The 23338-nt window shown below is 55.3% G+C and carries 20 protein-coding genes; 17 read left to right on the top strand and 3 right to left on the bottom strand.

Features of this window, described 5'->3' with window-relative positions:
* The first annotated feature begins 121 nt into the window (after nt 1-121).
* From D467_RS0105495 to D467_RS0105540, 10 genes are all read left to right on the top strand, one after another.
* Nucleotides 122-1633, top strand: a complete 1512-nt coding sequence (locus D467_RS0105495; RefSeq protein ID WP_018916512.1) for a CoA-acylating methylmalonate-semialdehyde dehydrogenase — start codon at nt 122-124, stop codon at nt 1631-1633.
* A 37-nt stretch (nt 1634-1670) separates the two neighbouring features.
* Complete coding sequence (locus D467_RS0105500; protein WP_018916513.1) at nt 1671-3326, top strand: GMC family oxidoreductase; 1656 nt, start codon at nt 1671-1673, stop codon at nt 3324-3326.
* A 208-nt stretch (nt 3327-3534) separates the two neighbouring features.
* Nucleotides 3535-3741 (top strand): cold-shock protein, encoded by a 207-nt coding sequence (locus D467_RS0105505; RefSeq protein ID WP_018916514.1) that lies wholly within the window; start codon nt 3535-3537, stop codon nt 3739-3741.
* A 192-nt stretch (nt 3742-3933) separates the two neighbouring features.
* The gene (locus D467_RS0105510; RefSeq protein ID WP_018916515.1) at nt 3934-5703 is read left to right on the top strand and encodes an SLC13 family permease; all 1770 of its coding nucleotides are present in this window, start codon (nt 3934-3936) and stop codon (nt 5701-5703) included.
* 92 nt (nt 5704-5795) lie between these two features.
* On the top strand, nt 5796-6461 hold the full coding sequence (locus D467_RS0105515; protein ID WP_018916516.1) for an alpha/beta hydrolase: 666 nt from the start codon (nt 5796-5798) through the stop codon (nt 6459-6461).
* A gap of 121 nt (nt 6462-6582) precedes the next feature.
* Nucleotides 6583-7215: a Na(+)/H(+) antiporter subunit B gene (locus D467_RS19530; protein ID WP_018916517.1), complete on the top strand. Its 633-nt coding sequence runs from the start codon at nt 6583-6585 to the stop codon at nt 7213-7215.
* Nucleotides 7212-8702: a complex I subunit 5 family protein gene (locus tag D467_RS0105525; RefSeq protein ID WP_018916518.1), complete on the top strand. Its 1491-nt coding sequence runs from the start codon at nt 7212-7214 to the stop codon at nt 8700-8702. Before D467_RS19530 ends, D467_RS0105525 begins: the two co-directional genes overlap by 4 nt.
* Nucleotides 8699-10204 (top strand): proton-conducting transporter transmembrane domain-containing protein, encoded by a 1506-nt coding sequence (locus tag D467_RS0105530; protein WP_018916519.1) that lies wholly within the window; start codon nt 8699-8701, stop codon nt 10202-10204. The genes D467_RS0105525 and D467_RS0105530 overlap by 4 nt, the downstream gene beginning before the upstream one ends.
* Complete coding sequence (locus D467_RS0105535) at nt 10201-11970, top strand: proton-conducting transporter transmembrane domain-containing protein (RefSeq protein ID WP_018916520.1); 1770 nt, start codon at nt 10201-10203, stop codon at nt 11968-11970. The genes D467_RS0105530 and D467_RS0105535 overlap by 4 nt, the downstream gene beginning before the upstream one ends.
* Nucleotides 11970-12953 (top strand): YihY/virulence factor BrkB family protein, encoded by a 984-nt coding sequence (locus D467_RS0105540; RefSeq protein ID WP_018916521.1) that lies wholly within the window; start codon nt 11970-11972, stop codon nt 12951-12953. Before D467_RS0105535 ends, D467_RS0105540 begins: the two co-directional genes overlap by 1 nt.
* A 100-nt stretch (nt 12954-13053) precedes the next feature.
* Here the strand turns inward: D467_RS0105540 and D467_RS0105545 are convergent, their stop codons facing one another.
* Both D467_RS0105545 and D467_RS0105550 read right to left on the bottom strand, forming a co-directional pair.
* Nucleotides 13054-14463, bottom strand: coding sequence for a PhoH family protein (locus D467_RS0105545; protein WP_018916522.1), 1410 nt, complete (start codon nt 14461-14463; stop codon nt 13054-13056).
* A gap of 179 nt (nt 14464-14642) precedes the next feature.
* Complete coding sequence (locus D467_RS0105550; protein WP_018916523.1) at nt 14643-15512, bottom strand: LysR family transcriptional regulator; 870 nt, start codon at nt 15510-15512, stop codon at nt 14643-14645.
* A gap of 126 nt (nt 15513-15638) precedes the next feature.
* Here D467_RS0105550 and D467_RS0105555 point away from each other — a divergent pair, with 126 nt between their 5' ends.
* Nucleotides 15639-16505 (top strand): cation diffusion facilitator family transporter, encoded by an 867-nt coding sequence (locus D467_RS0105555; protein WP_018916524.1) that lies wholly within the window; start codon nt 15639-15641, stop codon nt 16503-16505.
* A gap of 125 nt (nt 16506-16630) precedes the next feature.
* The gene (locus D467_RS0105560) at nt 16631-16900 is read left to right on the top strand and encodes a hypothetical protein (protein WP_018916525.1); all 270 of its coding nucleotides are present in this window, start codon (nt 16631-16633) and stop codon (nt 16898-16900) included.
* Nucleotides 16901-16987: 87 nt separating this feature from the next.
* Here the strand turns inward: D467_RS0105560 and D467_RS0105565 are convergent, their stop codons facing one another.
* A complete protein-coding gene (locus tag D467_RS0105565) occupies nt 16988-17173 on the bottom strand; it encodes a DUF3008 family protein (protein WP_018916526.1) in 186 nt (61 codons plus the stop codon).
* Nucleotides 17174-17295: 122 nt separating this feature from the next.
* Here D467_RS0105565 and ybaK point away from each other — a divergent pair, with 122 nt between their 5' ends.
* The 5 genes from ybaK (at nt 17296) to D467_RS0105590 (ending at nt 23318) form a co-directional block, all read left to right on the top strand.
* A complete protein-coding gene (gene ybaK, locus D467_RS0105570; RefSeq protein ID WP_018916527.1) occupies nt 17296-17763 on the top strand; it encodes a Cys-tRNA(Pro) deacylase in 468 nt (155 codons plus the stop codon).
* Nucleotides 17764-17856: 93 nt separating this feature from the next.
* Nucleotides 17857-19254, top strand: coding sequence for an ATP-dependent RNA helicase DbpA (gene dbpA / locus D467_RS0105575; protein ID WP_018916528.1), 1398 nt, complete (start codon nt 17857-17859; stop codon nt 19252-19254).
* Nucleotides 19255-19405: 151 nt separating this feature from the next.
* Complete coding sequence (locus D467_RS0105580; protein WP_018916529.1) at nt 19406-20281, top strand: PA4780 family RIO1-like protein kinase; 876 nt, start codon at nt 19406-19408, stop codon at nt 20279-20281.
* A 93-nt stretch (nt 20282-20374) separates the two neighbouring features.
* Nucleotides 20375-21412: an AbrB family transcriptional regulator gene (locus D467_RS0105585; protein WP_018916530.1), complete on the top strand. Its 1038-nt coding sequence runs from the start codon at nt 20375-20377 to the stop codon at nt 21410-21412.
* A gap of 37 nt (nt 21413-21449) precedes the next feature.
* On the top strand, nt 21450-23318 hold the full coding sequence (locus D467_RS0105590; protein WP_018916531.1) for an ATP-binding cassette domain-containing protein: 1869 nt from the start codon (nt 21450-21452) through the stop codon (nt 23316-23318).
* The last annotated feature ends 20 nt before the right edge of the window (nt 23319-23338 follow it).

A 23338-nucleotide genomic window follows, 5' to 3' on the forward strand; every position in this document is an offset into this window, starting at 1 on the left:
CTCGTTATTATTTTGTTATTAGCAGAGCTTATATCCCAATTTAAATTTACTCAATTGATCATAGAAGCAATCACGCTAGTCTGGGGAGATCTAATTTGCCCTGCTTATAAAGGTAGCCGTGATGACAACAACAGCAATTCAGCACTTTATTAATGGCCAAGTCAGCGAAGGGTGCGCAGGCGATGCTCAGGATGTGTTCAATCCGGCCACCGGCCAAGTAACCGGCCGCGTTACCCTAGCGTCGTCAAGTGACGTGGATGTGGCCGTAAAAGCAGCCAGTGCAGCGTTTACTGCATGGGCCGATACGCCTCCCATTCGTCGGGCCCGGGTATTATTCAAGTTCCTGGAATTATTGAATACCCATAAAGATGTCTTGGCCGAGGCGATCACTCAGGAGCATGGCAAGGTATTTACCGATGCCCAGGGCGAGGTGGCGCGTGGGATCGATATTGTCGAGTTTGCCTGCGGCATCCCTCAACTGCTTAAAGGTGACTACACCGAGCAGGTGAGTACCGGTATTGATAACTGGACTGTCCGCCAACCGCTTGGCGTTGTGGCGGGTATCACGCCGTTTAACTTCCCGGTCATGGTGCCGATGTGGATGTTCCCAATCGCTATCGCCACGGGTAACACCTTTATTCTCAAGCCCAGCCCGCTCGACCCTAGCGCTTCATTAATGCTGGCAGATCTTCTAAAGCAGGCCGGTTTACCCGATGGCGTGTTTAACGTGGTGCAGGGAGGAAAAGAAGCTGTCGAAGCCTTAATCGATCACCCCGAGGTAAAAGCGCTCTCGTTTGTCGGCTCTACACCAATTGCCAACCTGATCTATGAGCGGGGCGCCAAACACGGCAAGCGGGTACAGGCGCTGGGCGGGGCGAAAAACCATATGGTCGTCATGCCCGATGCGCATCTGGATAAAGCGGTGGATGCATTAATCGGCGCCGCCTACGGCTCGGCGGGCGAACGCTGCATGGCGATTAGCGTGGCGGTACTGGTTGGCGACGTGGCCGATAGCGTGGTGGCCAAGCTTGCCGAGCGTGCCAAAACGCTAAAAGTAAAAGATGGCATGCAGCTGGACGCCGAAATGGGGCCGATCGTGACGCGCCAGGCCCTCCAGCGTATTACCGGCTATATCGAAAAAGGCGTAGCGGAAGGCGCTGAGCTGGTTGTGGATGGCCGCAGCTTTGATACCGCCCAGGCAGGTGATGACTGTGCCGACGGCTTCTGGATAGGCGGAACGCTCTTCGATCACGTCACGCCGGAAATGACGATCTATAAAGAGGAGATCTTTGGTCCGGTGTTGGTATGTGTGCGCGTGCCGGATATCGCCACGGCCATTCAGTTAATCAACGATCCCGAATTCGGCAATGGCGTTAGCTGCTTTACCGAAAGCGGCAGCGTGGCAAGAGAGTTTGGGCGCCGTATTCAGGTCGGCATGGTGGGGATCAATGTACCTATTCCGGTGCCGATGGCGTGGCATGGCTTTGGCGGTTGGAAGCGGTCGCTGTTCGGCGATACCCACGCCTACGGTGAAGAGGGCGTACGTTTTTATACCAAGCAGAAGTCGATTATGCAGCGCTGGTCAGAGTCGATCGATAACGGGGCTGAGTTTGTGATGCCAACTGCCAAGTAATAAATAAGCAGTAATAAGTTGATGCGGAGCAAGGCAAATGACACAACAACAAACCTTGGCATTTGACTACATCGTGATAGGCGCAGGCACCGCAGGGTGCCTGATGGCCAACCGGTTAAGCGCCGACCCGAATAATCGGGTGCTACTGGTCGAGGCGGGCGGCCGCGACAACTACCACTGGATCCATATTCCGGTGGGGTATCTGTACTGCATTAATAACCCGCGCACCGACTGGCTGTTTCGTACCGAACCCGAGCAGGGCTTGAACGGCCGCTCGCTGATTTACCCGCGCGGTAAAACCCTGGGCGGCTGTTCGAGTATCAACGGCATGATTTATATGCGCGGCCAGGCGCGCGACTACAATCACTGGGCAGAAATCGTGGGTGATGATGACTGGCGATGGGAGAATTGCCTGCCGGACTTTATGCAGCATGAAAGCCACTACCGGCTGGATGAAGGAGGCGATGCGGATGCCGAACAGCGCGACTTTCACGGCGATAGCGGTGAATGGCGGGTTGAAAAACAGCGCTTGAAGTGGGACGTGCTGGACGACTTTGCCGAGGCGGCCGTACAGGCCGGTATACCCCGCACCCAGGATTTTAACCGCGGCAATAATGAAGGCGTTGCCTACTTTGAAGTAAACCAGCGCAATGGCTGGCGCTGGAACACGGCCAAGGCGTTTTTGCGCCCCGCGCTTAAACGTAAAAACCTGACGCTTTGGCACTCTACCCAGGTGAATCGGCTCTGCTTTGAAGATGATCAGGGCAGCCCACGCTGTAACGGAGTAGACGTTACCCAGCGCGGGAAAAACCTGAACGCCCGCGCCAGCAAAGAAGTAATTTTGTGCGCCGGCGCCATTGGCTCGCCGCATCTTTTGCAGCTATCGGGTATCGGGCCTAAAGCGCATCTTGAAGAACACGCCATTGAGGTGGTGCATGACCTGCCGGGGGTAGGTGAGAATCTGCAAGATCATCTCCAGATCCGCTCAGTGTATCGTGTCACCAATGCAAAAACGCTCAATGCAGTAGCAGGCACTTTGCTGGGTAAAGCAGGTATTGGCTGGGAGTATTTATGCAAGCGCACCGGCCCCATGAGCATGGCACCGTCACAACTTGGCGCTTTTACGCGCAGTTCTAACGAGTATGAGTACCCTAATATTCAGTACCACGTTCAGCCATTAAGTCTTGAGGCGTTCGGACAGCCGCTACATCCTTATCCGGCCATTACCGCCAGTGTATGCAACTTAAATCCCACCAGCCGCGGAACGGTGCGTTTAAAAAGCCGCAACCCTTCCCAGGCCCCGGCAATTGCGCCCAACTATTTAAGTACGCCTGAAGACCGCAAGGTAGCCGCAGATTCGCTCAGGATGACTCGCCGGATTGCCGAACAGCCCGCGTTTGCCAAATACGCGCCGGAGGAGGTGAAGCCTGGCCCTGCGTATCAAAGCGATGATGAACTGACGCGTTTGGCCGGCGATATTGGCACCACCATTTTCCATCCGGTAGGTACTACAAAAATGGGCCGTGCAGATGATCCCTTGGCTGTGGTAGATGCAAAATTAAGAGTACATGGAATCAAGGGGCTACGCGTTGCTGATGCGGGTGTCATGCCGACGATTACCAGCGGAAATACCAATTCTCCGACCCTGATGATCGCCGAAAAAGCGGCTAAATGGATATTAAATGAGATTTAGAATAAAACTTGTTGCATAAAGTTTTTTTTTCAGCATAGTGTTGACGTGCGGCTGAGTTAAGCGCATGCTTCACGCAGTTGGTTAGCAAGTCGAACGTTGTCAGCAGTATCGAACGCCTAAGCGTGAGTCTGGTGAAAGTTTCTTGTTCTACCCACTGCAATTCGGGTATTTCCCGGCTTTACATTAAGCTACATCGAGGATTTCGATCATGGCAACTGGTACCGTTAAGTGGTTTAACGACACTAAAGGTTTCGGCTTCATTTCTCCGGACGACAATGGCGACGACCTGTTCGCGCACTTCTCCGAAATTCAAGCTGACGGTTTCAAAACTCTGCAAGACGGCCAGAAGGTTTCCTTCGACGTTACTCAGGGTAAAAAAGGCCTTCAGGCTTCTAACATCAAAGTTGTGAACTAAGTTTCACTGTTGATGTTTGCAGCTAGCGGTTAACGCTAGTTGGCTTAAGACCCCGCCATGTGCGGGGTTTTTTGTGCGTTAAAGAAAAACTTTTTATTCTATTTCGATATTTAAATGTTTCTAAAAATAACTTTTTAGAATATGTGGTTGGCGTCACAATAGCGCATGCTTTTTTGTTAGGGATGCTGCGTTATGACGCTGGATGCTTGGATTGCGGTCGCTGTTGTTATCACTATTTTTCCGTTAATGAGCGTATCGCGGTTAGGGCCGGATATTATTCTGCTGGGTGCCGTTATTCTACTGATGACGCTGGGGGTGATTGATCCCGCCCAGGCGTTAAGCGGCTTTTCCAATAGCGGTCTGTTCACGGTCGCCTTTATGTATGTGCTGGTGGCCAGCATCCGCGAAACGGGCGGCATCGATCTGATTATTCGTTATGTTCTGGGGCGGCCGAAAAGCGAACGCGGCGCATTGGTTCGGCTCCTGCTACCGGTTGCCTCGTTAAGTGGTTTCTTGAATAACACACCCGTAGTTGCCACCTATATACCGGCTGTGATGAGCTGGAGTCGTCGGCTGCGGCGCTCACCTCAACGGCTACTCATGCCGTTGAGCTTTGCCTCCATTCTGGGTGGCACTATCACGCTGTTCGGTACCAGTACCAACTTGGTGGTGCATGGGCTGCTGGTTGACCGTTACCCTGATTTAACCATGGGGCTGTTTGATCTTGCCTGGGTGGGGATCCCTGTAGCCGTGGTGGGGCTTACTTACCTGATCCTGTTGGGGCCGCGCCTGCTGCCTGCCCGTGAGGGCTTGGGGAATGCCTTTGCCAATCCGCGTGAGTTCACCATTGAAATGGAAATCGATCGGGAGGGCGTCCTGGTCAATCGCACGGTCGAAGAAGCAGGCTTGCGCCATCTCCAAGAGCTTTTTCTGGTTGAAATCGAGCGCGATGGCAACGTGGTAAGCGTCGTGGGGCCTGGGGAGCAGTTAAAGGGCGGCGACCGGTTGGTGTTTGCCGGTACCAGCGATGCCGCCGTGGAGCTTCAGCAGATTCGTGGCCTGATACCCTCGCGCGATAGCGCTTCAAGCCTGGAAAAAGAGTTTAAAGAGCGCCGCCTGGTCGAGGCCGTAGTCTCCAATCAGTGTCAGTTTATCGGTCAGCGCATTCGCGACGGGCGCTTTAGAACGCTTTACGGGGCGGCCGTACTGGCGATTTGCCGAGGCGGCGAGCGGGTCACCGGTAACCTTGGGCAGGTACGTTTGCAGTCCGCTGACGTGCTGCTGTTGGAAGCTCGCCCGCCGTTTATCGAGCGTCATCGACAGTCAAAAGACTTCTTGCTGATCAGTGAGTTGAACGGCTCTGCACGGCCGGTTCATGAAAAGGCGCCGCTGGCCTGGGGAATTTTATTAGGTGCGGTGCTGCTGGCGGCATTCGGCGTGGTGAGCATGCTGAATGCCGCCATGCTGGGCGCGGCACTGGCGCTTGTTACCGGCTGCTGCTCGGTAGAAGCGGCCAAGCGCGGGCTGGATAGTCAGGTGCTTTTAACTATTGCTGCATCGTTCGGGGTAGGGGCGGCACTGCAAAGCTCGGGAGCGGCTGACGCTATTGCCGGTGGCGTCCTGAATATTGTGGGCGGTAATCCGTGGCTACTCTTGATAGGCACTTACTGTGTGGTCGCGCTATTGACTGAGCTGGTGACCAATAACGGCGCTGCCGTGATTATTTTTCCCGTAGTAATGGCCGCCGCCGAGAGCCTGGGAGTAAACCCCATGCCGTATGTGGTCGCCGTTATGTTTGCCGCTTCGGCCAGCTTTTTAACCCCGATCGGCTATCAAACCAATTTGATGGTGTATGGCCCCGGCGGCTATCGTATCAGTGATTTTCTACGCGTAGGCGGTGGTTTAAACGTCATTACCGGGGCAATCGCGCTAGCTCTGATTCCTCTGGTGTGGCCCTTTTAAGCTCGGATGTGGACCTTTTAAGCGCAAGTGCTCGCCGCCACTGCCGGTTTGCGCTAGGGTGCTTTTTTAATTAATACGTAAGGATGAGTAACATGACCGAACCTGGCGAACTGATTATTGAGCCGCAAAATGGGCAGCCCGCCGATGCCTGCGTGTTTATTATTCATGGCTTGGGCGCTGATGGGCATGATTTCGAGCCGCTGGTACCCGCGCTTAACCTTCCCAAGGATGCCAGCGTGCGTTTTATCATGCCTCACGCGCCACGGCTGCCGGTCACCGTTAACGGCGGGATGGTCATGCCTGCCTGGTACGATATATTAGCTATGGATTTAGGCCGTAGGGTGGATGAAGCGCAGCTCAAACGCTCTGCTGAACGTATTCAGGCGCTGATTCAGGAGCAGATCGATCAAGGTATCGACAGCCAGCGGATTATCGTGGCGGGCTTCTCGCAGGGTGGGGCGGTTGCCTATCAGGCGGCGTTATCGTTTCCGCTGCCGTTAGGCGGGCTGTTGGCCATGTCAACCTACTTTGCCACGGCGGACAGCATTGAAGCCAGCGAGGCGAACCAGCACATTCCTATCGAAGTACATCACGGCAACTTTGACCCGATCGTGGCGGAGAGTTTAGGCCGTGCGGCGCTTGAGCGGCTCAAGACGCAGGGCTACACAGCTAACTACCGTCAGTACCCGATGGCTCACGCGCTTTGCCCCCAGCAGGTAGGCGATATTGGCCGCTGGCTAAGTGAGCGTTTAGCGTAAGGCTGCGTCGACAAGTGATCAAAAGGCAGGCACAGTAACCTATCGAAAAGCCGGGGCAAGGATAGCAAAGGCAGTGATAGCGTCCCTTGATGTAATAGAAGTCCTATTAGCGCTTTGTCTTATGACAACAGCGCTGTTGTGTTTATTTGATCGCCATTTGGTGCGTGCCTGCTGTTGCTTTGGGGTGTTTACCCTGAGCATGGCGCTTGCCTGGCTGACATTAGGCGCGCCTTGGCTAGCGATTGCAGAAGCAATCATTGGCGCGCTACTCACAGTACCCTGCTTTTTTTACGCGTTAGGCATCTTTCCCGCCAGCTCGTCTGCTTTACCACGCTACGATCACTTTAAAGAGCCGCTGACACGGGGCATGACTCGCACGCTGTTGGCGCTTGCCTGGTGTGTCATGGTTGGCACAGTCATCCGCTTTGTACTCCCCGCCATGGTTTATTCACCGCTTGAGCATCCGCTGCTATTCGTTGGTGTGGTGATCGTTGCCACTGCGATGGGCGCTTTTGCCTGGCATCGGCATTTATTACGCCGTCTGCTGGCGTTTAATGTGATGGGTTCCGGTGTATTTTTACTCTTGGCGGGAATGGCAGGCACGAGCGTGCAAGGCCAGGCGCTGATTACCATTGGGCTGGTGGTCGCTTGGCTTGGCTCCTTGCTGAGCGCCTTGTTGATTCGAACGCTCTATCTGCGCGAAGGGCCAGCGGCGTTACTGGGTGCCAGCGAGCCACAGGAGTCGAAGCAATGATGTGGCGATTTGGTCTAGCAGACAGCACGTTTGAGCCGCTGTTAACCAGCCACTGGGCGTTGGCCATTGCCTTGTGTCTGCCGCTTGTATTGGGTGGTTTGGCGGCGGTATGGCCTCCAAAGCGCATGTGGGTAGTGGCCCTGGCATGTGCTCCACTGCTGACGTCTGGGCTTTTATTATTGGTCGACTTTACGCAGATAGGGTTGCTGCGTTGGCAAGGGGAGGTGCTGGGAGTCAGCATTGGGCTGCGCCTTAATGGGGTAAGCATACTGCTGTTACTCTTGACGCAATGGCTGGGCGCGGCATCGGCGCTCTATACGCCTGGCCTGCTAAACGTTTCGCCGCCAGAACGTCTAGCCCGCTGGCTGTGGCCGCTGATGGGCGTGGTAGTTAGCGCGCTTTCATTGGTTTGGCTTGCGACAGACCTTATTACGCTCTACCTCGCATTGGAGCTGATGGGGTTGGCAGCCGTCGGCATGTTGTTGCTGTCAGGTAAGACGCCAGCGCTTTTTGCCAGCATGCGCTATTTACTGCTCACCCTGGTGGGATCGCTCGCCTACCTATTAGGAGTGGCGCTGCTGTTGGGTTACTGGGGGCAAGTTGATTTAGCCGGGCTTGCGCAGGTGGTTGAGCCTGGCCCGGTTACCTGGGTGGCGGCGGCGTTGATCGGTGGTGGGCTGGCTTTAAAGGCTGCTCTGTTTCCGCTGCACGCCTGGCTTTCCCCGGTACATGCCAGTGCCTGGACACCGGTAAGCGCGCTGCATGCAGGGCTTGTAGTTAAAGCCTCGCTGTTTGTGTTGCTGCAGCTATGGAGCATTTTGCTACCGGATACTTTTTGGGCACCTCGTCTAGTCGCCTGGATGGGGATGCTGGCGATTATTTGGGGCGGGTTAATTGCCTGGCGCGCCGAGTCGCTTAAAACGCTGGTGGCTTCATCAACGGTTGCCCAGCTTGGTTACTTGATGGTGGTATTTCCGTTGTTGTTAGGCCCAAACGTCGGGCCGCTTGCCAAGGCGCTGGCCTGGGAAGGGTTTTGGCTGCAGTTAATGGGTCATGCGTTAGCCAAAGCCGCCATGTTTCTGGCCGCCGGCAATTTGATTCTGGCAACCGGTGAAACCACGCTGAAGGGGCTTGCAGGCTGTAGCCGCAAGCTGCCGCTTTCGTTATTAGTGTTTGGCATTGCCTCGGTCACATTAATGGGGCTGCCGCCTAGCGCAGGCTTTACGGCCAAATGGCTGCTGTTGCAGGCCATGGTGATATCCCAGCAGTGGTGGGCGGTGGCCGCGCTATTAATCGGCACGCTGTTAACGGCTGCGTATGTTTTTCGGTTTTTCCGCTACTCCTTTATGGAAACTGCCCCGCGCCACCACTATCAGCCGCTTTCCCCAGGTATGGATATCATCGCGCTTTGCCTGGCATTGGCAGCCTTTGTCTTGGGACTGCTCGCTCACTTTCCGTTAGAACTTCTCCATGGGGGTAGCTTATGAACGCCGCCTGGCTACCTTTAACGGCCATTGCCGCCTCCCTGTTGGCCGCCGTGATTATTTTCTCCCTACCTGAAGAGTCAAGGCGGCTGCGTACCAGCATTAACCTGCTGGCCGCCGTGATTAAAATCACGCTGGTCACGCTGATGATTCAGCGGGTAGTGGCGGGCGATGAGGCTATTTTCAGTTTTCAGATAGTGGGCAATATTGATTTTGTCCTGCGTGCTGATGCGTTGGGGGTGATGTTTGCCGGGCTGTCATCACTGCTTTGGCTGTGCACGACGGTTTACGCTATCGGCTATCTGGAAGGTACTGCGAACCGTAAGCGCTTCTTTGGCTTCTTTAGCCTGTGTGTGGCGAGTACGTTGGGCATCGCGCTTGCGGGCAATCTATTTACCTTTCTGATTTTCTACGAAATGCTGACGCTTTCCACCTATCCGCTGGTGGTCCATTCCGGCACTGATAAAGCGCTGAATGCGGGGCGGATTTATCTGCGCTATACGCTGACCGCCGGTGTCGTGCTGCTTTTCGGCGTGGTGCTGTTATATAGCGTAACGGGCGAGCATTCGTTTGCTTCTGAACGAGGCCTGGGTGACTACCTGGGCGATCACCGTACTTTACTCACGTTTATCTTTGCCCTGCTGGTGGGCGGGTTTGCCGTGAAGGCCGCCATGGTACCGCTGCATGGCTGGCTGCCCAGGGCGATGGTGGCGCCTGCGCCGGTCAGCGCGCTGCTGCACGCGGTAGCCGTGGTAAAAGCCGGCGCCTTTGGGATCTTGCGGGTTATTTATGATCTTTACGGTATCGAGCTAAGCGTTGAGCTGGGCGTGACCACAGCCCTTGCCGTGGCGGCCTGTATCACCATTATTTATGGCTCGGTACGGGCCATCGCTCAGCACGAGTTAAAGCCTCGGCTTGCCTTCTCTACCATCAGCCAGGTGTCGTATATCGTGCTTGGCGTAAGCTTATTTGGCCCCTTTGGAACGATCGGCGCGCTTGCCCATTTGTTGCACCAGGGGCTTATGAAGGTGACGCTGTTTTTCTGTGCGGGCATCTATGCAGAAGAGCTGGGCATTCACCGTATTGATGAGATGGACGGGGCTGGTAAGCGCATGCCGCTTACCAGCCTGGCCTTTACGGTGGGGGCGCTAGGCATGATTGGTTTACCCCCCTTCGCTGGGTTTATCACCAAATGGTATTTGGGCATTGGCGCCATCCAGGCTGAAATGTACTGGGTCATTGCCGTACTTGTTGCCAGTAGTGCGCTGAATGCTGCCTATTTTCTGCCGATTGTGTATCGCCTGTGGTTTCGTGTGGGGCCTGCCCACGGCCATGGCAGCTGGCCAAACGAGCAGCGCCTGGGGCGTTTGGAAACCCATGGTTGGCTGCTTTGGCCGGCGGTGTTTACCGCGGTGATCAGTTTGGCAGCGGGGCTGCTTGCCGGGCTGCCGTTTAGCCCGCTGGACTGGGCAACCCGGGTAGCAGTAGGGGAGTATTTACAATGATAACGCTGCTGCTGGTAAGTGCACTCTGCTGGCCGCTGTGCGTAATGCTGCTGGGGGTATGGCAGGCCTATCGTACTCCCGCTGTTCAGCGGCGTTATTTCTCATGGTGGTGGTTAAGTGCGGCGTGGCCCGCGCTCTTGCTAGCTTACGCAGGCGAATCCCAGTGGATAATCGATGCCTGGATGCTGGGCGGGCAGTGGTCACTGAACGCGCTTAGCCGCCCATGGCTTGCATTCACGGCGCTGCTCTGGAGCTTCGCGGCCTTTCATGCCCGGGGTTACTTTGCCAAGGAGCAGGCAAAGGCTCAGACGGGCGATCATGCCGCCGAACGCCGCTTGCTGCGCCTGGCCCTGCTATGGCCGCTGACGTTTGTGGGCAATGTTTTGCTGATTATCGCCCAGGATATCGCCAGCTTTTACCTAGGGTTCGCGGTGATGACGTTTGCCGCCTATGCCCTGGTAATACATAACGGCACGCCTGAGGCGAAGCTGGGCGCGAAAGCTTATCTGATTCTGGCGGTCATCGGTGAAAACTTGATTTTGGGTGGCCTACTCTGGGCGGCGGGCAGTGCGGAAACGCTGTTGCTAGAGGGCGTGCGCGAGGAAATCGCTACCGCCGAGTACGGCGCTCTGATGGCGGGCTTGCTGTGGCTGGGGCTGGGCATTAAAGCGGGTGTCATCGGCCTGCATGTGTGGCTACCGCTGGCGCATCCCGCTGCCCCGGCACCGGCCAGCGCCGTATTAAGCGGGGCGATGATCAAGGCAGGGTTGCTCGGCTGGATCTATGTACTGCCCCTTGGGGAGCCCGCCATGTCAGAAGCGCTAGTCCGTCTGGGTGAAATAATCCTGATAGCGGGATTAGCCGCGGCTTTTGGAGCGGCGCTATATGGCGTGTGGCAGCGTCATCCCAAAGCCATACTTGCCTACTCCAGTATCAGCCAGATGGGCATGCTCACCGCGATGATTGCCATGGGGCTGGCGGCACCAGACGTATGGCCTTTGCTGTTACCGGGCGTTGTGCTGTTTGCTGCCCATCACGCGCTGGCGAAAGGGGCGCTGTTTATGGGTACCAGTATTAGTGAACACTTACCTCGCTGGCCGTTAGCGGTCGTGTGGATATTGCTGGCACTCCCCGCGTTATCGCTTACCGGGGCGTTTGGCGCGGGCCTGATCAGCAAGTGGACCGTGAAGAGCGCTCTGTATGAGATGCACCATGAGCAGTTGATTACACTGTTAACCTGGGCAGCCATTGGTACGTCAGCACTGGTAAGCGTTAGCTTATGGCGCCAATGGCAGCAGCGTAGCGCAGGCGGTAGCCATCCGGGCCAGTGGGGCGCCTGGCTTGCGACATTGGTCGCTGCGCTAATGACCCCGGTGTGGCTGCCACTTCCCGAGGCAAGCGTTGCCATCCCACCGCTGAAAGAATGGGTTAGCCTGATGTGGCCGCTACCTGCTGGGGTGTTAATGATTGGGTTTGGCTTGCTATTAACGCGCCGCCTGCGTATCGGCACGCCACCTGCCGGTGATTTGTGGTGGCTTTATGCACCGCTCGGTTACACAGTGGTGAATGCGCTGCGTTTAAGCGGCGCGTGGCTGAAGAATGCTAAATCGACATCTGTTGATATCACTCTATTAATTGAAAAGCAGGTAATGAGGCGCTTAACTCAACTAACGGGCATGGAAGGCTGGATGCGGCACCATACGAGCGGTTTGATGATGGCGCTCGCTATCACACTGGCACTGTTACTAATCTGGGAAGGGGCGTAATGAGTCACGAAAATGCACCGAACCATCGGGGACGGGATGCCGAGAAGCCAGATGAAATTACGCGCCGGGGTTGGTTTGACATCGTGTGGCGCGTGCTGCGTGCCGCCAAGCGTGACCGTCTTACCATGCTGGCCGCCGGCGTGGCTTTTTACGCACTGCTGGCGCTGTTTCCGACCATTGCCGCAGTGATCTCGCTGTGGGGATTACTGTTCGACCCGGTTGAAGCGGGGCGGCAGCTTTATGAGATAAGCCGCTTTATGCCGCCTGATGCTGCCAACCTTATTGATCAGCAGACTCAGGCCGTGGTTGAAAGTACCGAATCTGGCAGCGTGATGGCGGTGCTTGTGGGGCTTTTAGTCGCGATGTATATCGCCTCCAAAGGGGTGGGCGTGCTCGTAGTGGGACTCAATGTGGTTTATGGCGAAAAGGAGCGGCGTAACGTCTTTCTTCGTGGCGTTGTATTAACACTGCTGACGTTTGGGCTGATCGGCATGACGCTTATATCGCTTGGCTTTATCGCTATCGTGCCGGTGTTGGTCGATGCCTTGACCGTGGAGCCACCTTTTGATCAGCTATTTAAGTGGCTGCGCTGGCCCGCATTATTGATCATCATGAGCTTTTTAATTGCCTTGTTGTATCGGTTTGCGCCCTATCGACGAGCAGCGCAGTGGCGTTGGTTAAGCTACGGTACGCTGTTGGCCACCATATTATGGCTACTGGGGTCGGGTGGGCTTTCCCTTTATGTGCGCTTCTTCTCAAGCTTCAGCGAGCTCTACGGCTCACTGGGCGCGGTGGTGGTGTTAATGATGTGGTTTTGGCTTTCTGCCTTTGTGGTATTGCTTGGCGCAGAAGTGAACAGCGAGATGGAGCGCCAGACCTATAGGGACACCACCATAGGTGAGGATCGACCGTTAGGTGAACGCGAAGCCTTTGCCGCCGATACGTTAGGGGTTGAAAACCCTTGGAACGGTGATAAAGAATAAACCCGCCAGTAGCTAGCTGGCGGGTTTCCCGTATGCTTACCGAGGATATTTACCCTCGCTATAAGAGCGCTATATAAGGCTCTTTACACAATAAGACCCTTTACAGAAGTTCTTCAGCCGCCAGCGCCAGACGCGAGCGCTCAACGCTTTTAAGCGTAATGTGCCCGGCATGCGGCCAATCACGGAAACGCTCGACCACGGCCGCCATGCCGCAGGTATTGGCGGTCAGGTAAGGCGTATCGATTTGTCCCACATTGCCTAAACAGACAATCTTGGTATTGCGCCCGGCTCGGGTCACCAGCGATTTAAGCTGTTTAGGAGTAAAGTTCTGCGCCTCATCGATAATCAAAAAGGTGTCGTTTAAGGTGCGCCCGCGCATAAAACTGGGCGAGCGAATTTGCACCCGCGAGCCGATCAACTGCCGTGTGGCGCCGTTATCCCAGGTGGATTCTCCTTCCTCGTTGCGCAGCAGGTTATCCATATTGTCGTGGAAGGCACCCATCCACGGCGACATTTTCTCCTCTTCAGTACCGGGTAAAAACCCGATGTCCTCGCCCATGGGAATAGGGGCGCGGGTAAACACGATGCGTTCAAACTGCTTGGTATCCAGGGTCTGTTGAAACGCTGCCGCCAGGGTCATGAATGTTTTACCCGTGCCCGCATTACCGGCAATCGTCACCAGGTCGATGTCTGGGTCCATCAGTAGGTTAAGGGTAAAGTTCTGACGACTATCGTGAGCGTGAACCCCCCAAACGCCGGAGTGATGGCGGTAGTTGGTTAAGAGCTGCAAGCGGGCTGATGAGGGGGAAAGCTCACGGATAATGGCTTCAAACTCGGCGCCGTTCTCGCTATCGGATACAAGCATCCCCAAGTGCCAGTGGCGGGGCATATCGCCACTTAATTGATAAAACGTATGATGGTCTACCCGTTCAACGGTGACATCGACATTGAGCGCTTCCCAAAGCGTGGCGCCATCATGCCCGGCATCGGCATAGATCTGCGCGCCTTCGATCATCGCGTCACTATCTGAGAATGCCCGGTCGTTAAAGTAATCTTCTACCGGTACCTTCAGTGCCGCGGCCTTTACGCGTAGGTTGATGTCTTTGGTGATCAGAATGACGGACGCGTCAGGACGTTCGTCACGCAGGCGACAGGTTTCAGCCAAAATGCGGTTGTCGGGGCTATCGTCTAATGCATCGAACGGTTTCAGGTCGTTGTAGCACAAAAAGTGCAGACGCCCGGTTTCCCCACTGATTCGGGGGATGGGAATGCCGCGTTGAATTTCGTCAAAAGTGACTTGGTTGGTAAGGTCAGAGAGCGTACGGCTAATTTGCCGCGCCGTACGGGCGATTTCTCGAATTCCGTTTTTGTGCTTATCCAGTTCCTCAAGGACAGTCATGGGGATAACCACGTCATGCTCGTCAAAGTGATAGAGCGCAGCGGGGTCATGGATCAGGACATTGGTGTCCAGGACATAAAGCCTAGTCGCTTTCTTATCGAGTCTTACCATCGGTGGAATAACTCCTTGGTTGACGGCAACATCGACACTGGCAGTTACATCTTACGCCTAGATGACACTTGCCTGTGTCGTTTCTCTGGCGTGTCCTTAAGTCTCCTTCTGTAGCACTTTTTTATAGCGTGGAAGGCAATCGCGTTTTTTTCCACTGCTATATTTCAACGAAGTGACCGCTAGCGCGTATTACCTAGAAAACGCGCCACATTATTTAGTAGCGCGGTGGCCACTACACCAAGGTTTTCGCCCTCAACGTAACGGTAATAATGGCTGTCGAGCGCAAGATCATGATTAAGCGCGCAAAGCGTTTTTTTCTTGAGCGCCTCCTTCACCAGTGGGTGTGGGAGTAGCGCCCAGCCCGTCCCGTTAATGACCGCGTCGCGTATGACCTCAAACATGGTGAACCCAAGGTAGTTAGCCGAAAAAAGTGCCTCGCTGACCAGCTTGTCGTCCTGAATATGGGTTAAGCACACCTGGGTGTATTGCGCCAAATCATCACGATTAACGCTGGGTAGCCGACTAAGCGGGTGCTGAGGGGAGGCGACTAAGCGCATTCCCACCGGCGCTAAGTTAGCCGCGTTAGTAACCACGCCTTCAGCAGTATATAAACCAAAAGCGATATCTACCGTTTGGCGCAAAATAAATTGGCTGTGCTCTTGCGGAGGGACGAGATAGACGGATATGGCCGTTAACGGAAACTGCTGCTTTAAATCGTGCATTACCTGGCGCCAGAATCGCTCAGGCAACGCATCGTCGCGGGCAATGCACAGCTGGTTTTCAACCCCTTGCAGGTGCTGGTGGCAGTGCTTTTTGATGCGGCTGGCGCTGGTCAGCAGTCGGTAACAATCGGGCAGTACACTTTCACCTACCGCCGTTAGCGTCAGGCTATTGCCTGAGCGCTCAAACAGCGCCACGCCCAGGCTATCTTCCAGGGCATGAACAGCGGCACTTAACGTGCTTCGCTTTATGCCTGATTGCCGGGCAGCGGCGGCAAACGAGCCGTGCTCGGTGACCTCAACAAACGCTTGAACTTGTTCAGCACGCATAACGGAGCCTTAAGGGATGAGCGCTATTTTTTTTAGCACTGAGCGATTCGTTTAACGTTAGCACAAGCGCTACCATGCGCCACGATTTCCTATTGGCTTATTCCACCTTGATATGGAGTTTTTAGCGTGACCCCCTTTATTGCCGAGCGCCGTGCGCTAAGATTTTCCGCCATTTCGGCAAGCCTTTTTGCGTTGTCTGGCCTAGTCCTGGGATTAGCCAGTGGCTCGATCACTATCTTGTTTGATAGTGGCTATTCGCTTTTAAGCCTTGTCCTTGCTTCACTTTCATTACTCGCTTTACAGCATGCCCGCAAACCTGCGGATGATCACTACCCCTTTGGGCGGCTAACCGTAGAGCCGCTTGCCGTGCTGCTCAAAGGCGTGGTGATCGCACTGGTGTGTCTGTTTTCATTGGTATCGGCGGTGTGGAGCCTGCTTCAGGGCGGGCGTTTGGTAGTGCTCGATCTTGCCATGTGGTTCAGTATCGTGAATGTCATCGGCTGTTTATTGACCTGGCGGTGCTTGAAGGGCTACGCCCGAATTGCCCGCTCATCGCTGCTCGCGGCTGAACTGCGCCAGTGGCAGATGGACACCGGGCTAAGCACGGCGGTCATGTTCGGTTTTGCCCTTACCTGGCTTTTAACCCTGACGCCCTGGGCCAGCTACGCGCGGTTTGCCGACCCGGTGATGGTGCTGATCATCGCCGGCTACTTTTTGCCCATGCCGATTCGTATGATACGCGGAGCGCTGCGCGAGCTGATGTTTGGTGAGCCCATGGGCAGCATACGCCAGGACATGGTGGAGGAAGTCGCTGATTTTGATATCGCCAGTGGCGATGTGCGCCTGGTTCAGGTGGGCAGTTTTCTGATGGTGGATATCCAGCTCGACAAGCAGCAGATCGATGACGCAGAAGAAATCGTGGAGAGCGTTGAACAGCACTGCCTACAGCGTAATTTACGCCCTATTACCAGTATTACCCTGGTGACTACTTAAGCCACCACTTAAGACACTACGTAAGCCTTCAAGTAAAAAGATTGACGCTATACAAGCGGGATGATATCTAGCGCTACCGACAAACGGTGTCGGCCTAATATCGTACCTTTGAGGGTTTACAAAACATGCCACTGCGCCGCTGTTTGCCCGTGCTGCTAGCAACTGCTCTGATTGCTGGCTGCGCAAGTTCCACCGTTGCTCCGCGTTACACTACCGCTAATCCGGACGTAATGCGTATTGGCGGAGAACGTCCTGTTAGTGCTGACCCACGCACTGAAGATGCCGGTTCTTTCTGTATGGAAACCACCGAGCGTTGGAATGAGCATGGCCGCACGCCCGATGGCCAAACCCTATGGGCCAAAGACACGCTACGTCGCGTCGTTCCCTGTCAGTAATAGCCTGTCAGTAAGAACTAGCCTTTAGTTAGCATAACGCCAGCTCGATAAGCTGGCGTTATGCTGTAAAGCGAGTACCCGCAGCGTTCAATCGCCTTTTTTGTCAGGCTTGCCTTTGCGCTCGGTGCTTGCCATCTCTTCAAGCTCTTCTTCGCTCATTGAGTCGTACATTTCCTTGGAAGCATCATAAAGCTCGCTTGGCTTGGTTTCTCCACGCTTGGCAGAAAGGGCGGCGCCTGCAGCTTTTTGCTGTGCTTTCGATGTCGCTGGCATAATAAGCTCCTGTCAGTTGACTTCCCCTTAAGGCTTACGCTATTTAGCCTAGCAGGCAGGAGTAGGCTTTCCAGAGCCCTCCCGTTACATTAGCTATCTTTATTAATAATTAAGAGAGCCCCATGACACCGGCCATTGATACGGCAAAAAAAGCGGGTATTGCGTTTGAAATTCATGAATACCATCACGATGCGGCGGCGGAGTCTTACGGCCTGGAAGCCGCTGAAAAGCTAGGAGTTACTGCCGATCAGGTATTTAAAACCCTGGTGGTGAAACTTGATGGCAAGGCGCTTGCGGTGGGCATTGTGCCAGTGACCGGGCAGTTGGGCTTAAAGCAAATTGCCAAGGCGGCGGGCGCTAAAAAGGCCGTTATGGCTGTACCGGCGGAGGTAGAGCGTACCACCGGCTACGTATTGGGCGGGGTAAGTCCCTTAGGCCAGAAAAAACGCCTGGCCACCTATATCGATGCCTCGGCACAGGAATTTTCTAAGGTGTACGTTAGTGCCGGGCGGCGAGGGCTTGAAATTGAGTTGGCACCTGACGACTTGGCCACCCTATGCCAGGCCGGTTTTGCGCCCCTTGCGGTATGACAGACACGCAGGGCGCGGCACTTTCTGGTATGGTGCTTCACTTTATAGTAATTACCTTTTTACTGGCCGTTAAACGGCCCTGCAGGTTTTATTGTGTCAGACGCCTCCTTCTCGTCGCTTGCCTTGCCGGCAGCGCTGCTTACTAACCTTGAATCACTGGGTTATCACCAGATGACGCCCGTTCAGGCACAAAGCCTGCCGCCTATGTTGGCCGGGCGTGATGTGCTCGCTCAAGCTAAAACGGGGTCGGGTAAGACGGCCGCGTTTGGCTTGGCGTTATTGGCAGAGCTGCGCGTTGACGCGTTTGCCGTGCAGGGCTTGGTGCTTTGCCCTACTCGGGAGCTTGCTGATCAGGTGGCCGAAGAACTGCGTCGGCTGGCGCGGGCCATGGCCAATGTGAAAGTGTTGACGCTTTGCGGCGGTGCTCCGTTCGGCCCTCAGTTGGGCTCTTTAGAACACGGCGCGCATATTGTGGTGGGCACGCCTGGGCGTATCGATGAGCACTTGCGCAAAGGTTCGCTGACCCTGGGTTCGCTAAGTACCCTGGTGCTGGATGAAGCGGATCGCATGCTGGATATGGGCTTTCAGGCCACCATTGATGCCATCATTGCCGAGACGCCGGCTGATCGCCAGACGCTGCTGTTTAGCGCAACGTTCCCTGATGAGCGCGAAGCTGGCGGTTTGGCAGCCATGACGCGCGGCGTGATGGTTGACCCCGTCACCGTCAAAGTGGCCGAGTTGCATGACGCCACCACCATTGACCAGCACTTCTACGAAGTGCCCAATGAAGACGCTCGCTTTGCTGCGCTTAAACAGCTTTTATTGGTCAATCGTCCGACCACCAGCGTGGTGTTTTGTAATACCAAGCGTGAAACCCAAGCGGTCGCCGATAGCCTGGTGGATGCAGGTTTCAGCGCCGTAGCGCTGCACGGTGACTTGGAACAGAAAGACCGTGATCGTATCCTGATACTCTTTGCTAACCAAAGCGCCTCGATTCTGGTGGCGACCGATGTCGCCGCCCGTGGGTTGGATATCGCGCAGCTGGACGCGGTCTTCAACTATCAGATTGCCCGTGAGCTGGACGTTCACGTGCACCGCGTCGGCCGCACCGGGCGGGCAGGGGCTAGCGGTATTGCCTGCACGTTGGTAACACCCCAGGAAACTTACCGCCTTGGGCGGCTGGCCGAGCTTTTAAGCGAGCAGTTAACCACTGAGCCGCTGCCCAAAGCTAAGCAAACCACACCGTTTGAGCCGCCCATGGCTACCCTGCAACTGGCAGGCGGCAAAAAGGATAAGCTACGCCCAGGCGATATTCTGGGCGCGCTTACCAGCGAAGGCGGGCTGCGCGGTGATCAGGTGGGTAAAATCAAAGTGCTGGCTCGTAGTGCCTATGTGGCCGTGGAGCACTCTGTGGTCCAAAAAGCGCTCGCCAAGCTTGAGCGAGATAAGCTGAAAGGGCGGGCTTTCCGCGTTCGTCGGATCCGGTATTAGATGCTGCTGGTAAAGAGACAGCGTTAAAAATAATTGGTATTAAGAACGCTGGTATTGAAAAGCGTTAGTATTTAAAACATGTGTATTAAAAACGTTAGTATTCGATATCGTTGGCCATGTCCATTCATTAAAGGAGCCATTACCGCTAACCATGAAGACACCCAAACGATTACAGCCCCTGGTCGATGACGGCCTGATCGATGAGGTGCTGATGCAGTTGATGAGTGGCAAGGAAGCGCAGGTTTACGTTGTACGCTGCGGTAATGACGTGCGCTGTGCCAAGGTATTCAAAGAGGCCAAACAACGTAGCTTTAAACAGGCCGTGCAATACCAGGAGGGCCGTAAAGAGCGCAATAGTCGCCGTGCCCGCGCCATGTCGAAGAAAACCCGCTACGGTCAAAAAGAGCAAGAGCAGGCGTGGTTGACCGCCGAGGTGGATGCGCTTTACCGGCTGGCGGCAGCCGACGTGCGGGTGCCCAAGCCCTACGGCTTTGTCGATGGCGTGCTGCTGATGGAAATGATCACAGACGCTGAAGGCGATGTGGCACCGCGCCTGGACGATGTCACGCTGACCCATGAACAGGCGCTGCGCTACCACGATAAAGTCATCACGGATGTAGTGCGTATGCTGTGCGCTGGCCTGATCCACGGCGACTTGTCGGAATTCAACGTGCTGGTGGATGCCGAAGGCCCGGTCATTATTGATTTGCCCCAGGCCGTTGATGCCGCCGGTAACAATAGCGCCGCCGCCATGCTTGAGCGCGATGTGGATAATATGCGTGCCTATTTTGGCCGCTTTGCACCTGAACTCTTAACCACTCATTACGGTAAGGAGATGTGGGCGCTATATGAATCGGGCGAGCTGCATCCGGATAGCAAACTGACGGGCCACTTTACGTTCGCAACCCACATTGCCAATGTGGATGAGCTGATGGAAGTGATCGACGACGCCAAGGAAGAAGAGGCCGAACGTCAGGCGCGCATGCGCGATGACGGGGATGATGACGAGATCCCTCAGCCGTACTGAGCCCACTATCAAATACGGTTAGTGTTAAACTGACCGTACGTTTAGCAGGTTAATGATTTGACCGCTTGGGATGGGGCTTAGCAAGGAGTGGCTGTGAAAGGTATCAAGATAAGCTCAGGGACTGCAAAAGGGTTGTTAACGTCGCTGACCGTTGGCGCTATTGGTGGCACGTTTTTTCAACTCACCGGTTTACCGCTTGCCTGGATGCTTGGCCCTCTGATTGCCAATTTATTGGTGTCCTCTCAAGGCATTAACGTGGTGGTGCCGGAGCGGCTGCGCAATATTTTTCTGGCTGTCATGGGTCTGGTGCTGGGCAGTCAGGTGACCCCGGAGCTTGCCCAGCGCGTAGTTGACTGGCCGATTTCGGCGATATTGCTAATACTTGGCATTGGTGCCTCAACCGCCGCGGCCTCCGCATGGTATCGGCGCTGCGGGTTTGATTCGGTAAGCGCCTGGTTTGCAGCCGCCCCCGGTGCCATGACCGCGATGATTATTCTGGGGGATAAATGCGGTGGCGATCCTCAACGCATCGCGATTGCTCAGTCGCTACGCGTTATCCTGGTCATCCTGTTTTTACCGCCGCTCTTTTGGGCTTATGAAGGCGGCGGAGCGGGCGCGGCACCTCAGACAAGCGGATTTGAACACGCCTGGATGTTGCTACTGATTCCTGTGTTGTTGCCGCTAGGCCGTTGGCTACGCTTTCCTACTCCCGCCTTGCTGGTTCCCTTACTGACGGCCGCACTGCTTTCAGGGTTTGATATTGCAAGCCTGGCGCTACCCCCGTGGGGCATGAACCTCATGCTTTGGGTACTGGGCAGTGCCATTGGCTCGCGCTTTAAAGGCATGACGCGGCGGTTATGGGGCCGTTATTTATGGCAGTCGGGCGTTGCTACGCTGCTTGCCTTAGCTGTATTGGCCTTGTTCGCCGAGCTGATTCATCAGTTCGTGGGCGTGGGGCGTGATGTGGCACTGCTGGCGCTGGCGCCAGGTGGAATAGGCGAAATAGCCATTTTAGCGGTGGCGCTCAATATCGATCCTGTATTTGTCGCTTTTCACCATCTACTGCGCATGGTGGTGCTGATGGCCTTTGCACCGTTTTGGGCACGCTGGCTTTTACGCCGCCAGGCTTAACCCTCTTAATGATCGATGAGTAACGTAAGGAATCTCCATGTTTTCTCGTGTGCTGCAGCCGCTGTTTCGTTACTTTGAAACCCGTGTAGACCCTTATCCCATGGGAGACGTGCAAACGCCTCCCCAGGGGTTAATACCCTTTATCAAGCACTTCTCACGCCCGGTATTGCCGCTGCTGATTGTCATGACGCTATGCACCGCGCTGGTATCATCGGCTGAAGTGTTTTTCTTTAGCTACATGGGGCAGCTGGTTGATTGGCTTGGCAATGTCGAGCGCGAAGGCTTTTGGGCCGCAAATGGTCTTTGGCTTGCTGGGGTTGGGGTGGCGATCCTTATCGGGCTACCGCTTTTGGTGTTGGCCCAGTCGTTGATTACGCATCAAAGCATTTTTGGCAATTATCCTATGATTGGCCGCTGGCTATCGCATCGCCACATGCTCAATCAGAGTCTGGCCTTTTATCAGGATGAGTTTGCCGGGCGCGTGTCCCAGAAAGTAATGCAGACCGCGCTGGCCATCCGCGAAACGGTCACCAAGGTAATGGGCCTGTTGGTCTACGCCATTGTGTACTTTACCGGGGCTGCGATTCTCTTGGGCCGAGCCGATTTATGGCTATTGCTGCCCTTGGGGCTTTGGCTGATTGGTTACTTGGCCATCATGCGCTTTTTCGTGCCCCGGCTGCGTGATGTATCCATGGCTCAGGCAGACGCGCGCGCCCAGATGACCGGCCGCGTGGTCGACAGCTACAGCAATATTCAAACCATCAAGCTATTTGCCGATACAGAGCGCGAGCAGCGCTATGCCCGTGATGCCATGGAAGGTTTCATGGACACGGTGCACCGCCAGATGCGCCTGGTCACCATCATGAGCGTCTGCTTGACCCTGCTGAATACCGCGCTATTGGTGGGCACGGCCGGGATGGCGATTAGCACCTGGTACTTTGACGCCATATCGCTTGGCGTATTGACCGTCGCGATTGCGCTGGTAATGAGGATTCGGTTTATGTCCGACTGGATCCTATGGGAAGTGGCGGGGCTGTTTGAAAATATCGGCACTGTGCAGGATGGCATGAATACCATCGCCCGCGAACCTACTATCCGCGATGTGCCTAACGCGCCTGAGCTTAAGGTACCTGCTGGCGAAATCCGGTTTGACGATCTGCGCTTTAGCTACGAGCAGGCCAAGGGTGAAAACCGCACGGTGTTTGATGGCTTGAATTTGACCATCGCACCGGGTGAAAAAATTGGCCTGATTGGCCGCTCCGGAGCGGGTAAATCGACCCTCGCCAACCTGTTGCTGCGTTTTTACGATGTACAGGGCGGTCGCATTCTAATCGACGGGCAGGATATCGCGCAGGTAACGCAAACCTCGCTGCGGCACCAAATTGGCATGGTGACCCAGGATACCTCGCTGCTTCACCGCTCGCTGCGCGATAACATTCGCTACGGCACGCCCCAGGCAAGCGATGAGGATGTATGGACCGCCGTATGCCGCGCCCATGCCGATGCGTTTATCAATGACCTGGTCGACCCCCATGGCCGCCGCGGGTTAGATGCCCATGTGGGCGAGCGAGGCGTCAAGTTATCCGGAGGTCAGCGTCAGCGGATCGCCATTGCCCGCGTGCTTTTGAAAAATGCGCCTATCCTTGTATTGGATGAAGCTACGTCAGCGCTGGATTCTGAGGTGGAAGCCGCTATTCAAGAGCAGTTGGATACGCTGATGGAGGGCAAGACCGTGATTGCGATCGCGCATCGGCTCTCCACCATTGCCATGCTCGACCGGTTGATCGTAGTGGAGCAGGGGCGCATTGTTGAAAGCGGTACTCATACTGAGCTGCTCGCACAAAACGGCATTTATGCCGGCCTGTGGAAGCGTCAGTCGGGCGGCTTTCTTGGGGTAGATGTGTGAGGAGTTCTATCCTCTGCTAA

It is taken from the genome of Vreelandella zhanjiangensis DSM 21076 (assembly GCF_000377665.1).
In the GTDB taxonomy this organism is placed as follows: Bacteria; Pseudomonadota; Gammaproteobacteria; order Pseudomonadales; family Halomonadaceae; genus Vreelandella; species Vreelandella zhanjiangensis.